The following is a 12,836-nucleotide window of genomic DNA, read 5'->3' as shown; positions in this document are numbered from 1 at the left end:
CCGTGACGGCTCCGTACCACCCGTACTACCTCGGCCCGGCAGGGGCGCTTACGGCTATCCCGCTGGCGGAGTCCGTTACCCCGGACATCATTCCGGTACAGGCGGTCAATTCGTCCATTGACGGAACGGCGACGGTCGAGCGATTCGGCACTAAGCGATCCTGGAAACTCGATTACAAGGGCCTGACGGAGGACCTGGAATCGATGCTCACCATGGCGCTCTCCGGCGCTCTCGCCGGTCCGCTTTATCTGGTGGACCCGCTGACTACCAATCTTCTCTCCCCCATTGTCGCCACGACCGGATCCGCCCCCGGGCGGAATCCGTTCACGACTTCGGCACCCGGGCTCAGCGCGGACATCGTCGCCGCGGCTGCGCCGTTCGCAGTCATGCCGGGTCACCGGAACCAGCTCACGTCGGTGAACGCCTCCGGCTCGACACAGATCCTGTCGTCTCCGTCCGTTCCGGTGCGGCCCGTCGTCCACACGTTTTCTGTGTACGTCAAGGCATCGGCGAACGCGTCGGTCCTGCTCTCCGATGGAACCTCTGTGATCGGCGCGGGCAGCACGGGAACTCCGTCCGCGTGGACGCGGGTCACGGTGTCTGCTACGTCGTCCTCCGGCGCACTCGTCCCGATGTTCTCTGTGCCCGTCGGCGCGACGCTCCAGGCCGCGGCGCTTCAGCTTGAGGCGGGCGCGACCGCTACCCCGTGGCGGCCGGGCGGCGGAGTCTGTCGGGTCTACGTGTCCTCAATGGACCGCTCTTCTTTTCTATGGCCCTACCGCGATAACGCGGTCACCATCTCGGAGGTCTAATGCTCACCCTGCCCGCATCTTTCCGCGCGGCGGTTGACAGCCTCGAACGCTCCCCATCGGTCCGCGTGGTGTGCGACTGGAATGGCACAGGCCAGTACGACCACCCGGAGTCCGACATCACTTCGATGGTGGCCAGTGTCAAGCTCAACCGCGGCACGTCGACGTATTCCCCGGAAGACCTCAACGCAGGCGGAAACGGTTACAGCAGCGGGGAACTGACGCTCGAACTCGGTGGCGGGGACGGCTTCACTGCGTACGAACTGTTCGCCGGGCCGACCTCTCCCCTGTACGGCAAGGACTTGACGAATCGCCGTATCGAGGCGTTCGCGGTCTTCGCTACCTCGGCGGGCGCACAGGAACAGCGGATCTTCTCTGGCTTCGTTCGGGAGTTCACCGTGCGCCGCAAGGCGCGGACGGTAACCCTCGTTGCCAACGATCACCTCGACATCTCGGACGACAACGTCACGCTCCCCCTGTGGGCCGTCGGGACCAACTCCCCCTACGCGACTTGGGATTCCGGCAACGCCAAGGCCGCGCGCTCCATTCTGCTGTCCTGGTGCTGGGAGGAAACGTTGCGCCAGGCGGGCCGTCTGATCGCCCCGCCGATTCGCACGGACGCTCAGGCGCACTGGTCTATGTCCGGTTCGCTTCTGCCGTCTGTCGGCCGCCTGGTGGACGGCTGGGCAACCGGTCCGTTCGTCAACCTGCCCGCGTTCGAGCCGGAGTTCTACGAGGGCACTGCGCCGTTCGGTTGGGGAACCGCGCTCACCCCGGGCGACGTTTCAACCGCCTTGTGCACCACCAAGAGCGCGATCGTCGCCCCGACGTCGGCCAACCCCGGCAACACTCCGACATCTGTCGGGCTGTCCGGCTGGTTCAAAGTAAGCCCCACCGGCGACGCCGGTACCGTGTCGAATGTCCTGCTGTACCTGGAAAAGACGAACCTCTTGGACAACGTCAACCAGCAGGACAACCGGATGCGGCTCGCGCTCGCGGTCGGACAGGATGGCTCTATGGCCGCTGCCGCGGTCTCCGGTCAGCCCGCTAGCGGTAGTCCGACGTTCCGCCGCGCGGACCGGTCCACCAAGGCGCTCACCGCCGGCTGGCACCACTACGCCGCGGTGTTCGACCTGTCCACCACGATCGCCATCACGATCCAGATCGACGGCGTCACCGTGTCCCCGACGTCAACGGGCGGCACCGCGAACACGTTGGACTTCGCGGCGTCGGGCTCAGGCGGCTATCCGGACGACGCCCGTACGAACCTCGCCCGGTTCGTCGGTTCGCTTCCGTCGCACCACGTTTCCATCTGGTCGGCACCGACTTCAGTCGGTGCGGCCCGGTTCGTCCAGCCCTCGCAGATCACGTTGCCGAAGCTGCCCAACGGTTTCCCGATGGTCCAGCTAACCCGGTCGCTGACTGAGCTGTCCTGGATTCCCGATGTCCATTCGGTCGGCGCGTGGGAGTCGCTGAAAGAACAGGTAGGCGCGGAGTACGGCGGGCTCTGGATGGATTGCAACGGCACGGTTCACGTCGCCTCGCGGGCAACAATCTCCGCGACCGCGTCCAACTCGATCGGCCCGAACACCCCGCAGTACGACGATTCCGTAGTCGGTGAGATCGAGCTGACTCCGCGGGCAGACACCAAGCGAAACTCAGTGACCGTGCCCGGTCGCTTCCGCAACGCGGTTGAAACCGTCGTGTGGCGGTCGCAAGGCGCGCTTGACTACCCGACCGGGATTAACCAGTCCTGGAACACGTCGTACCCGCTGTCGAACGTCACCGCGGTTGTCCAGAAGCTCTCGACCGTCGGCGTCACGCCCCCGTCCAACACCGACATCGTGGACGTCCGGCTCTCGACGGCTTCGGCCGTCAAGCAATCGGACAACAGCCAAGCCGCTTGGCCCGGCTGGGCGTTCAACGTTCGCGGGTACGACGGACAGCGCGGCTTTACGTTGTTCGGGCAGGGAAACACCACTGAAGCCGTCTTCATCGGGTCGTACGCGGGCGGGCAGCAAGCCAGCATCCGCGTAGCCGGGCGGCAGTACTCCGACGTCCAGCTAATCCAGAAGACGCAGACAGCCCAAGCCGACGCGGATATTTACGGCACCAAGTCGTACAAGCTCCCCGAGTCCGATTGGCGGCAGACGTACGCGTCGTGCGCCGCGCTCGCGCTCAACCTCGTGACCTCGTACACGCACGGGCTTATCCAGATCTCGAATATCACGCTCCCACACGATCCTTCGCGCGAACTGTTCGACGTCATCGGGCTGACCGGAGACGCAACGCTGACCGGCACCATCACGGCGCAAATCGTCGGTATCGACACGACGCTTTCTACCGCGGGCTTCCGCGACTCGCTGACTTTGATCGTCCTTGCTGCGCCCGGTTCGGCTCTGTGGGACTCGGTACTCCAGGGATGGGAATCGAATTGGAATGCCTGATACCGCTGCCGCGGAGCTAGCTCCGGGCGACCCGCAACCCCCAGAAACCTACGGCGACCCGGGATACCTGCTTATCCCGGGTCGGCCTTACCCGGAGGAACCCAGTGACGTGGAAGGCAATTGACCACACGGCCGTAGACCGGCCCGAGGTTTCCCGGGAGGCGTACGGCTATCCCACTGTGGACAACCTCAACGATTTGAACACCCGCGCCATTGTTCTTGAGGGCCGAACCCTTGACGGCACAACGGGAAACGCGGCGCTCGGTTCCCGAGTGTCCGCAGTGGAGTCGGGCAAGGTCCCGACCACGCGCACCGTGGCGACCTCGGCCGGCCTTCAGGGCGGCGGGGACCTCTCCGCCAACCGCACGATTTCCCCGGTCTACGGCACCGCGGCCAACACGATCGCCCAGGGCAACGACGCCCGGATCGCGGTGACGCAGGACGGGACCATCGGAAACAGCGCGCTCGGTTCGCGGGTTTCCACGCTCGAATCCCGCGGCGTCGCCCCGAAGCTCTACACCGGGGCGTGGGCGGGGGCGACCTCGACTACGGACGTCACACTCGGCGTCGGCGCTTTCAACGCTTACTCCAGCTACGTCACGTGCTACACCGTGACCATTCCCGACCCGGGGTACGCGTACACCCTCACGATGAACGCGGGTTTCCCGATCCAATTCGGCGGCACTACGGCCCGATACGGGTACATTTCGTTTGTGGTGGGCGCAGCCACCAACACGCCGTCCTTCATTTTCGACGTGGGCTATATGCCGGAATCCTGGACCGCGTTCCAGATCCCCCAGGTAACCGATACGACCTCGCGAACCGGTGCAACCACCGTGTACATGCGCGGCATTTCCAATACTCCCGGAACCTTGGCCAAGAGTACCCGCAACTGGTGCCAGGTGACCGTCAACCGAGCCTAAGAAAGAGCACGAATGGCTAAGACGCCTTGCTATCCGCTGAACTGGTTTGAGGTGTGGGACGGCACTAACCTCCCGGAACTCGCCGAGTTCCTCGGCGTAGACACCTGGACCACCGACGCAGGCATGTACTACGGCGCTCAGGGCGAAATGTACTGGGGGCCGTTCCCGATCGGGGCTCACTTTGTCCGCGGTGCAACCCGCGCGGATTTCCCATCGGAATCCGATTTTCTCCAGGGCTACGGCACTACGCCTTGACACGAACGGACACCAACGTGACTCTCCCCCAGTTCCCAGACGAACCCAGCTACTGGCTGCGCCGATTGTTCGAGGCCGTGGACGGCATTTCAAAGAAGCTCGACGGGCACGCGGAAGAACTCGTTTCCCACCGTGCCGAGATCACCCAGCTTCGCAAAGAAGTCGATGAGCTGAAGGCCGACGACGAATCCGGACGGGCGCTACGTCGGGCAAACGCGATGTTCGTGCTTACCACGGTTATCGCTATCGCCGCGGTCGTCTTGCCAATCGTCAAGCCCTAAGGAGTCCCGTGGACATCACTTTCGCGGTTGACATCAGCCACCACCAAGACAAGTCGCTGAGTCTCGCACGCACCCGCGCGGACGGTTGCGAGCTGGCAATCTTGAAGGCGGGCGAGGGTTCGTCCTTTGTAGACCCTGACTTCGCCTCGAACCTCCAAGAAGCGCGCGACGCCGGACAACTGATTGCCGCCTACTGGTACCAGCGCGCCAATGCGAGCGCCGCGCAGCACGTAGCAAAGATCAAGGCCGTTGTCCCGCGCGACGTCGCGGTCATCATGGACGTAGAAGCCAACGGCGGAAACGTCGTGCTGACTCGCGAGATTCTCCGCCTTCTCCAGGCGGAGGGGTACCGCACTCCGTTCGTGTACATCCCGCGGTGGTACTGGCAGCAGCTCGGTTCCCCTTCGCTCGCCGGCCTTCCGCCGCTCTGGTCCAGCCGCTACCCAGACAACCTCGTCGGCACGCTCTCTAGCGAGTGGTCGCAGGTTCCAGCGTCCTACTGGAACGGCTACGGCGGAGCGGAAGTCGGCCTACTCCAGTTCACCAGCTCCGCCCGTATCGGCGGCTACGCCCCGCTGGACGCCTCCGCGTTCCGCGGCACGCGCGCGCAGCTCGCAGCGCTCATCGGCGGCTCCGCCGCCCCGCTCACCCAAGAAACCGAGGATGACGACATGGCAGTACAGGCTAAGGCCACTTGTGAGCCGGACGGACACGGAACCCTTACGGGCGACGACTTTGTCTCGGTTCCGTGCAACGGGAAGGGGGGTTTGTTCATCGGCACCCACTACGGCCGCCGGGTCAAGATCCTTGGCGTCACGGGCATCTGTGACACCGGTGCCAGCCCGCAGTACAAGGAAATCAAGATCGCCAACTACATTGACCCGGACAAGCCGGGTCCGGTGGGGCTCCCCAGCGGCATCCGCACCGTGAGTCTTCGGTACGCGGCAGATCACGAGTTCACTGCGTGGTGCGCGTGATGTCCAAGTACTCCAAGCTCGTCGGCGCGATCGTCGGCGCTCTGACCTCTGTCCCGATTACTACCCTCGTCCCCGGTCTCCCGGCCGCGTGGGCAACCGTCATCACTGGCGTGCTCGCAGCCGTAGGCGCGTGCGTCGCGCCGAAGAACACCCCGTAACGCAAAGAAGCCCCCTCCTAGCCGTCATGGCCGGGAGGGGGCTTTTCGTCGTTTCAGCGCGGTCAGATCATCCAGTGGGCTTGCAAGAACTCGACCCCTACGCCCAAATCGTTGAGCGCGCCGACGATGAAGTCCAGCGTCTCAGGCTTCCGCGTTAGCCTTGTGGCGTCTGGAATGACCACTTTGTCACCGCGCTGCACCATGTCGACAAGCCGCCGGAACTCGGGGCCTGGCATCCCGGTTGACCGTACGTCCACTTCGGAGAATATCTCCGTGCATCCCACGGCCTCCAGCGCTCTCCTGAGCCGGAAAAAGTAGGCCGTCGCCAGCGGTGAACCGGTGTCCCGCGCGTACCCGTAGGTTGTCATTCCGCGCCACCCGTCGACCCGAGGACCGCTTGCACTTCATGGTAAGACATGCCGTCTTTAATGCGCGGTGCCAAGTCGGGATTGATCGCCCGAATTAACTCCGGCAGTTCCCCAAACGTCACGCTCAATGAAAGCCCCTCCCCCTCTGGCTTCCGCGCTTCCGCGCGAACCGAGTGTTCCCGGAGGAACATGTTTTTTCCTTGCCCTGTCAATGAGTCCCAGTGCTCGCGGAACGTCTTGCCGGTTGCCTCGAACCTGTAACCCGCGGGCCGGTAAGGCAACGCGGCAAGCGCCTGCCTCCGGTCCTCCAGCGCCATCGCCCGTACCTCCAGCCTGACTCGCGCCGGGCCCGAACGGAACGCCCCGGTCCCGATGAGCCCAGCCACGTCGATGAGCTCCGCCTCCAAGTCCGCCAGCTCAACCGCGTGATCTTCGCCCGGGTCGAAGATCTTCCGCGTCATCTGCACGTCGCCGAAGTCGTCCATAAGCTGGCCGGTGACGAAGTCGTCCGCCTGCCCGACCTCGATCGAGGCGTTGCCACACGCGGTCCCCAGCGACGCTGAGACGCACCGGTAGTAGACGTGGGCTCGCCCCTTGTTCTGGTACATCCGACCGCCGCAGACCCCGCAGTACAGGACGCGGAGAAGCAACGCCCTGGACTTCTTGTACGGCGTCCGTTGGCCCGCCCGGTCAGACAGGGCCTGCTGTAGCCGTGCGAACGTCCCAGCGTCGATTAGAGGGGCAGAACGCACCACGGGTGCGCCGTCGTCGCCCCGGAGGACTGAGCGGTCCGTGTAGACCTTCTTCCCGCCCTTCTTCTCGGACTCCGAGAGAACGACATGACCAAGCAGCGTCGGCGACTGCAGGGCGCGCACGAGGTTGCTGGTCCTCCACAGGGCCCCGGTCGTCGGCTTGCCCTGCTGCGCCCTGAAGTGGTCCTGCGGGGTCGGCACCTTGCGCTCATTGAGATCCCGGCAAATCGTCGTCGGCAATTCGCCGTCGAGAACCCGGGTGACGAGAGATCGAGCCAGTTCCGAGGTAACCGGGTCGTGTACGTACCTCCACTCGCCGTCGACCTTCTCCGGGCGGTACCCGAAGGGCGGGTAGCCGCCCCGGTATTTGCCCGCCCGGATGTTGTGCGCAAAGGTCTGCGTGGTCCGCTCGGACGTTGCGTCAGACTCCATCTGAGCGAACACGCCTACGAAGATCGCCAACGCCTGCCCGATCGAGGTGGACAGGTCGAAGTGAGCTTCGGTCGCGGATATCAGGTTGACGCTGTTCCGCTCGGACCACTCAATCATCTGTGCCAGATGGACCACTCGACGGACCAGGCGATCGACCCGCCAGAAGACAATGACGTCGTATTCGTCCGCTCGATCCAGCCACTTCTTGAGGCTCGGCCGCTCGAACGGCGACGTAGTGCTAGCCGAGACGTCTAGGTCTTCGGCGACCCCCACTACGGTCCAGTCACGATCCGCGCAATAGCGCTCGCAGACCCCTAGCTGACGTTCAGGGCTCGTCGTCTCGTCTGTCAGGTTCGACAGACGGACTACGATCAAGACGCGGGTCATGTTGACCACGATACCTCCGGTGTGAATTCAGCTCTCTGGACTCGTCCAGGAAAAGGACGCCTCGGTGGGCGCGGCTGATGGCACCTGGAGCCGCCAGGCCGGTGCCTCCGCCGATGAGGGCTGGTGGGCTGATCGAGTGGTGTGGGGCGACGAAGGGCGGGACGGTGACCAGGGGCGATGACTTCGACAGGGAGCCGTCTACTGAGTGGATGGCGGTTACTTCCAGGGATTCAGCCGGGGACAAATCCGGGAGCAGGCCGGGGAGGCGTTTGGCCAGCATGCTTTTGCCTACCCCGGGCGGGCCGGTCAGCAGGAGGTGGTGGCCGCCCGCTGCGGCTACTTCCAGGGCCCAGCGGGCTTCCGGTTGGCCTACTACGTCGGCTAGGTCGGGGACTGCCATCGGGGCAGCCGGAACCGGCGCGGCGGGTGGTTCTAGGTCGGCTTCGTCTTTTAGCCAGGCGATCAGTTCGGCTAGGCGGGTTACGCCGGAGACTTCCAGGCCGTCCACTAGGGCGGCTTCTACCAACGATTCCGTGGGTACTACGGCTCGTTCGTGGCCTGCGGCTTTGGCTGCCAGCAGGCCGGGGAGGACGCCTCGGACGGGGCGGATTCTGCCGTCCAGGGCCAGTTCTCCCAGGAGGATGGTGTGCAGGAGTTTCCGGGCTGGGACGGCGCCGATGGCGGCCAGGACGGCGGCGGCGATGCCCAGGTCGTAGCCGGAGCCCATTTTGGGCAGGTTGGCGGGCGACAGGGCCAGCGTGATTTTGCCGTCCGGCCAGGATTGGCCGGAGTTGCGGACGGCGGAGCGGACTCGGTCTTTTGCCTCGCGCAGGCCGGCGTCGGGAAGGCCTACCAGGGTGACTCGGCTGAGGCCGCCGCCTAGGTCGGCTTCGATTTCCACTACTCGGCCTTCTATGCCCAGCAGCGCGACGGACCAGGTTTTGGCGTGGGGCATCAGAAAGCTCCCACCAGGTGGCGCACGACCGGGTCTTCGCCGGCTGGGGCGTAGACGGTCACTACGTCGTAGCGGATGCGGCACCAGCCGACTCGATGCTCTTTCAGCCAGCGCATGGCGGCCCGGTGGACGCGGTCGATCTTCTCGGGAGTCACCGACTCGGCTGGGCTGCCGTATTCGGTGCTGGAGCGGGTTTTGACCTCGCAGAAGATCACCCGGTCGCCCTCGGACAGGACGAGGTCCAGTTCGCCTTCGCGGCAGTGCCAGTTCCGGCTGAGCAGGACCATCCCGGCGGCCTGCAGGTGCCGGGCGGCGAGGTCCTCGCCCCAGCGGCCGAACGTCCGGCGCCAGGCCGCGCCGGGGTGCGGGCCGTCGTTCATGGTGTCCCCCTCGGACAGCGTGAGCACCGTCGGTCACGGTGCGTGTGCTTTCACGATCGCAACGTGATCGGAAGCCGCGCCAGGGGGATTTCGGTCAGCTGTGGATAACCGGGGGGTTGTGGATCGAGGCCGGTCCGCGAAGGCACACCGCGGCGGAATTGTCGGGGCGGTGTGCGGGGGCGGAGACGACGAAGGCCACCCGGGCAGGTGCCGGGTGGCCTCGTGGGTGAAGCGGGGGTCAGCCTGAGAACGGGCCGTCCTCGGGGAGCCGCAGGTCGGGTTTGTCGAGTTCCTCGACGTTGACGTCCTTGAAGGTGATGACCCGGACGTGCTTCACGAACCGGGCGGGGCGGTACATGTCCCACACCCAGGCGTCCGACATGCGCACCTCGAAGTACACCTCGCCGCCGCCGTCGCGCACCTGCACGTCCACTGCGTTGGCCAGGTAGAACCGCCGCTCGGTCTCCACCACGTACGAGAACTGGCCCACTATGTCGCGGTACTCGCGGTACAGCGAGAGCTCCATCTCGGTCTCGTACTTCTCGAGATCCTCTGCGCTCATGAAATCCGCGCCCCTCCTCGCGTTCGTCCTGCTCCGGCGGCGGAGCGTTCATTCTTACCCACCGAGCGGCCCGGGGCACGGACCGGCCCGCCCGCTTTTTCCAGGGCATTCTCCAGTGCAGCGTAGGTGAGCACGACCGGATGCGGGGCAGTGAGTCCGTGCGCGAGGGCAACGGTGGCGACATTCGTGTAGGACCAGCGGTGCACCGGGCTCGGGCCGTGCTCACTCAGCGCAGCCAGATGGTCCGAGGTGCTGTAGCCCTTGTGCACGTCGAAGCCGTACGCCGGCAACTCTTCGTGCAGGCCGGCCATGATCCGGTCCCTCGTCACCTTCGCCAGGACCGACGCCGCCGCGATGCTCGCGACGCTGCGGTCCCCCTTGATCACCGCGACATTCGGCGCGGGGATGCCGGGAATCGGAAAGCCGTCGGTGAGGACGTACCCGGGATGGGTGCGCAGGCCGGCGACGGCGCGGCGCATGCCTTCCAGGTTCATCACCCGGATGCCGAACAGGTCCACCTGCTCGGAAGGGATGACGATCACCGAGTAGTCGAGCGCGCGTTGCAGGACCCGGTCGTACACCCGGTCCCGGGCTTTCGCGGTGAGCATCTTCGAATCGGTCAGCTCGGGCAATCGCGCACCGTCGCCCGGACGGAGCACGCAGGAAGCCACTACGAGCGGGCCTGCGCAGGCTCCGGCACCAGCTTCGTCGACACCGGCGACCGGGCCGAGGCCACGTCGTTCGAGAGCGCCTTGCAAACCCCAGAACAGCTCGCCGCGCACCACAGCGCGCGGCGGACGCAGCGGTTCCGCCGGAGTGCGGGGAGGAGGGAGAGTCACCGAAGCACCACCCGGAAGTCGCGGACGGAGCGCACCGCTTACCGTCTCCGGCCGGCCGCCTTGCGGAGGCCTGCCTTCAACCGGCGTCCGACGAAGAGCGTCGGCACCGCGGTGGCGAAGCCGATGCCGAGCGGCAGCCCTTGCTGCCACGCGGGAGCGCCGAGCGCGACCGGCTGAGCGTTCTGCTGCGGATTGTGGTCCGAGATCCCGCCCCAGCGGCTCGGCGGCAGCACGATGATGCGGGCCTTGCCGATGACGTCATCCACGGGAACGGCACCGTTGGGCCCGCCGCCGCCCTGGTAGCGCGAGTCGGCGGAGTTGTTGCGGTTGTCGCCCATCACCCAGAGCGCGCCCTGCGGGACCTTCACCGGGGCGAACGACTCCTGAACGGGGTGGTTCTTGTCTTCCCAGTGGATGTAGGGCTCGTCGAGGGCCTTGCCGTCGACTATCACCCGGTTGCGGTCGTCGCAGCACTGGACGGTCTGGCCGCCGGTGGCGATGACGCGCTTGACGAAGTCCCGCTCGTCCGGCGGCGCGAAGCCGACCAGCGAACCGAGACCGCGCAGCGCGCGCACGACGATGTTGCTCGACTCCTGCGGCGCGATCTCGTTCTCGGTCCACGCGGGCGGGCCCTTGAACACGATCACGTCCCCCGGGGAGGGGTCGGTGAAGTCGTAGGTGACGCGGTCGACCAGGATCCGGTCGCCGGTGCAGCCGGGGCAGCCGTGCAGCGTGGCCTCCATCGATCCCGAGGGGATCATGTAGACCTTCGCCAGGAACGCCTGGATCACGATCGTGAGCACCAGGGCGATCACGATCAGGATCGGCAGTTCCTTCCAGAACGACCGCTTTTTCGAGGACTTGCCTCGCCGGTGCGACCCCCGACGCCCGCCGGACCGTTCCTGGTCCTCCTCCGGGCGTTCGGGGCCGTCCTCATCGGCGTTCCGCGACACAGGTTCGACCACGTCGCCAGGCTACCGGTAACCGACTCGCCACTCAGCGGGCAGAGGTGGTCTCGCGGTTCTCGCGGCGCTCCTTGATCTTGGCCTTCTTGCCGCGGAGCTCGCGCAGGTAGTACAGCTTCGCCCGGCGCACGTCGCCGCGCTTGAAGACCTCGATCTCGGCCACGTTCGGCGAGTGCACCGGGAAGGTGCGCTCGACGCCGACGCCGAACGAGACCTTGCGGACGGTGAAGGTCTCCCGGACGCCGCCGCCGTGCCGGCGGATCACGACGCCCTGGAAGACCTGGTTGCGCTCGCGGTTGCCCTCGATGACGCGGACGTGCACCTTGAGCGTGTCGCCGGGGCGGAAGGCCGGGATGTCGGAACGCAGTGACTGCGCGTCCAGCGCGTCCAGGGTGTTCATCGGTGGTCCGTCCTCGTATTCGTGTGGCTTACGTACAGCTTGAGCGCGCAGTGGAGTTCACTGCGACTAGCCCGGGGCTGATGGCATTCACGGCTGGCGTCGCGGCTTGACAGCCGCTGTGAGCGCTTGTCAAGTACTACGCGTCACGCCAACCAATCCATTATGGCAGAGGCCCCCGGGGACCTCGCACGGGGCCTATCCGGGCTGGTCGTCCAGCCCTTCGAGCACCGCGCGGTCCCGCTTGTCCAGGCTGCCTTCCGGCAGTTGGGCCAGCAGGTCGGGGCGACGCGACGCCGTCCGTTCGAGCGCCTGGTCGCGCCGCCAGCGGTCGATGAGCGCGTGGTTGCCCGAGCGCAGCACGTCCGGCACCGCCAGGTCGCGCCACACCTCCGGGCGGGTGTAGCTGGGACCCTCGAGCAGGCCGTCGGAGAACGAGTCCTCGGCCGCCGACCGCGCGTTGCCGAGCACGCCCGGCAGCAGCCGGACCACGGCCTCGACGATCACCAGCACCGCGGCCTCGCCGCCGACCAGCACGTAGTCGCCGATCGAGACCTCGTCGACCGGCATCCGGCGGGCCGCGTCGTCCACGACCCGCTGGTCGATGCCCTCGTAGCGGCCGCAGGCGAACACCAGGTGCTTTTCCTCGGCGTAGGAATGCGCCAGCTCCTGGGTGAACGGCCTGCCCGCGGGGGTCGGGACCACGAGCCGGGTCCCTTCGCCGCACACGTCGTCCAGGGCCGGGCCCCAGATCTGCGGCTTCATGACCATGCCGGGACCGCCGCCGTACGGGGCGTCGTCGACCGCGCGGTGGACGTCGTGGGTCCAGTCGCGCAGGTCGTGCACGCCGACCTCGATGAGGCCGCGGTCGATCGCCCGGCCCAGCAGCGCGGCGCGCAGCGGGTCCAGGTACTCGGGGAAAATGGTGACGACGTCGATGCGCAAGCGG

General features: G+C 66.3%; 15 protein-coding genes and 1 pseudogene. 7 read left to right on the top strand and 9 right to left on the bottom strand.

Annotated elements, in window-relative coordinates; genetic code table 11:
- Positions 1-2: 2 nt before the first annotated feature.
- The 7 genes from ACFORO_RS42465 to ACFORO_RS42435 all read left to right on the top strand — a co-directional run bounded on the left by ACFORO_RS42465 (position 3) and on the right by ACFORO_RS42435 (position 5,850).
- Positions 3-812, top strand: coding sequence for a hypothetical protein (locus tag ACFORO_RS42465; protein ID WP_377870252.1), 810 nt, complete (start codon positions 3-5; stop codon positions 810-812).
- Complete coding sequence (locus ACFORO_RS42460; RefSeq protein WP_377870253.1) at positions 812-3,256, top strand: hypothetical protein; 2,445 nt, start codon at positions 812-814, stop codon at positions 3,254-3,256. Before ACFORO_RS42465 ends, ACFORO_RS42460 begins: the two co-directional genes overlap by 1 nt.
- A 104-nt stretch (positions 3,257-3,360) precedes the next feature.
- Entirely contained in the window at positions 3,361-4,179 is an 819-nt protein-coding gene (locus ACFORO_RS42455) for a hypothetical protein (protein WP_377870254.1), read from the top strand.
- A gap of 12 nt (positions 4,180-4,191) precedes the next feature.
- On the top strand, positions 4,192-4,434 hold the full coding sequence (locus tag ACFORO_RS42450) for a hypothetical protein (RefSeq protein ID WP_377870255.1): 243 nt from the start codon (positions 4,192-4,194) through the stop codon (positions 4,432-4,434).
- Positions 4,435-4,451: 17 nt separating this feature from the next.
- Complete coding sequence (locus ACFORO_RS42445; protein WP_377870256.1) at positions 4,452-4,715, top strand: hypothetical protein; 264 nt, start codon at positions 4,452-4,454, stop codon at positions 4,713-4,715.
- Positions 4,716-4,723: 8 nt separating this feature from the next.
- Positions 4,724-5,692: a glycoside hydrolase family 25 protein gene (locus tag ACFORO_RS42440; protein WP_377870257.1), complete on the top strand. Its 969-nt coding sequence runs from the start codon at positions 4,724-4,726 to the stop codon at positions 5,690-5,692.
- Positions 5,692-5,850, top strand: a complete 159-nt coding sequence (locus tag ACFORO_RS42435) for a hypothetical protein (protein WP_377870258.1) — start codon at positions 5,692-5,694, stop codon at positions 5,848-5,850. The genes ACFORO_RS42440 and ACFORO_RS42435 overlap by 1 nt, the downstream gene beginning before the upstream one ends.
- Before the next feature lie 62 nt (positions 5,851-5,912).
- Here the strand turns inward: ACFORO_RS42435 and ACFORO_RS42430 are convergent, their stop codons facing one another.
- From ACFORO_RS42430 to trmD, 9 genes and pseudogenes are all read right to left on the bottom strand, one after another.
- A complete protein-coding gene (locus ACFORO_RS42430; RefSeq protein ID WP_377870259.1) occupies positions 5,913-6,218 on the bottom strand; it encodes a recombinase family protein in 306 nt (101 codons plus the stop codon).
- Positions 6,215-7,789 (bottom strand): recombinase family protein, encoded by a 1,575-nt coding sequence (locus ACFORO_RS42425; RefSeq protein ID WP_377870260.1) that lies wholly within the window; start codon positions 7,787-7,789, stop codon positions 6,215-6,217. The genes ACFORO_RS42430 and ACFORO_RS42425 overlap by 4 nt, the downstream gene beginning before the upstream one ends.
- Positions 7,790-7,805: 16 nt before the next feature.
- Positions 7,806-8,744, bottom strand: a pseudogene (locus tag ACFORO_RS42420) (YifB family Mg chelatase-like AAA ATPase); the annotation flags it as partial.
- Positions 8,744-9,124, bottom strand: a complete 381-nt coding sequence (locus ACFORO_RS42415; protein ID WP_377870416.1) for a YraN family protein — start codon at positions 9,122-9,124, stop codon at positions 8,744-8,746. The gene ACFORO_RS42415 and the pseudogene ACFORO_RS42420, both read right to left, overlap by 1 nt.
- Positions 9,125-9,362: 238 nt before the next feature.
- Positions 9,363-9,686: a DUF2469 domain-containing protein gene (locus ACFORO_RS42410; protein ID WP_003096226.1), complete on the bottom strand. Its 324-nt coding sequence runs from the start codon at positions 9,684-9,686 to the stop codon at positions 9,363-9,365.
- The gene (locus ACFORO_RS42405) at positions 9,683-10,471 is read right to left on the bottom strand and encodes a ribonuclease HII (protein WP_377870417.1); all 789 of its coding nucleotides are present in this window, start codon (positions 10,469-10,471) and stop codon (positions 9,683-9,685) included. Before ACFORO_RS42405 ends, ACFORO_RS42410 begins: the two co-directional genes overlap by 4 nt.
- Positions 10,472-10,563: 92 nt before the next feature.
- Positions 10,564-11,490 (bottom strand): signal peptidase I, encoded by a 927-nt coding sequence (lepB, locus tag ACFORO_RS42400; RefSeq protein WP_354737583.1) that lies wholly within the window; start codon positions 11,488-11,490, stop codon positions 10,564-10,566.
- Between the two features lie 31 nt (positions 11,491-11,521).
- Complete coding sequence (gene rplS, locus ACFORO_RS42395; RefSeq protein ID WP_067589193.1) at positions 11,522-11,890, bottom strand: 50S ribosomal protein L19; 369 nt, start codon at positions 11,888-11,890, stop codon at positions 11,522-11,524.
- Positions 11,891-12,085: 195 nt separating this feature from the next.
- Positions 12,086-12,832: a tRNA (guanosine(37)-N1)-methyltransferase TrmD gene (gene trmD / locus ACFORO_RS42390; protein ID WP_377870261.1), complete on the bottom strand. Its 747-nt coding sequence runs from the start codon at positions 12,830-12,832 to the stop codon at positions 12,086-12,088.
- Between the last annotated feature and the right edge of the window lie 4 nt (positions 12,833-12,836).

The organism is Amycolatopsis halotolerans, from assembly GCF_042647905.1.
In the GTDB taxonomy this organism is placed as follows: domain Bacteria; phylum Actinomycetota; class Actinomycetes; order Mycobacteriales; family Pseudonocardiaceae; genus Amycolatopsis; species Amycolatopsis halotolerans.
This window is presented reverse-complemented; position numbering and strand designations above follow the sequence as displayed.

What these genes read in the sequence shown, in the direction of transcription:
- ACFORO_RS42460 (WP_377870253.1), top strand. Translation starts at nt 812, where the DNA reads ATGCTCACCCTGCCCGCATCTTTCCGCGCGGCGGTTGACAGCCTCGAA.
- ACFORO_RS42450 (WP_377870255.1), top strand. Translation starts at nt 4,192, where the DNA reads ATGGCTAAGACGCCTTGCTATCCGCTGAACTGGTTTGAGGTGTGGGAC.
- ACFORO_RS42435 (WP_377870258.1), top strand. Translation starts at nt 5,692, where the DNA reads ATGTCCAAGTACTCCAAGCTCGTCGGCGCGATCGTCGGCGCTCTGACC.
- ACFORO_RS42430 (WP_377870259.1), bottom strand. Translation starts at nt 6,218, where the DNA reads ATGACAACCTACGGGTACGCGCGGGACACCGGTTCACCGCTGGCGACG.
- ACFORO_RS42425 (WP_377870260.1), bottom strand. Translation starts at nt 7,789, where the DNA reads ATGACCCGCGTCTTGATCGTAGTCCGTCTGTCGAACCTGACAGACGAG.
- ACFORO_RS42415 (WP_377870416.1), bottom strand. Translation starts at nt 9,124, where the DNA reads ATGAACGACGGCCCGCACCCCGGCGCGGCCTGGCGCCGGACGTTCGGC.
- ACFORO_RS42410 (WP_003096226.1), bottom strand. Translation starts at nt 9,686, where the DNA reads ATGAGCGCAGAGGATCTCGAGAAGTACGAGACCGAGATGGAGCTCTCG.
- rplS (WP_067589193.1), bottom strand. Translation starts at nt 11,890, where the DNA reads ATGAACACCCTGGACGCGCTGGACGCGCAGTCACTGCGTTCCGACATC.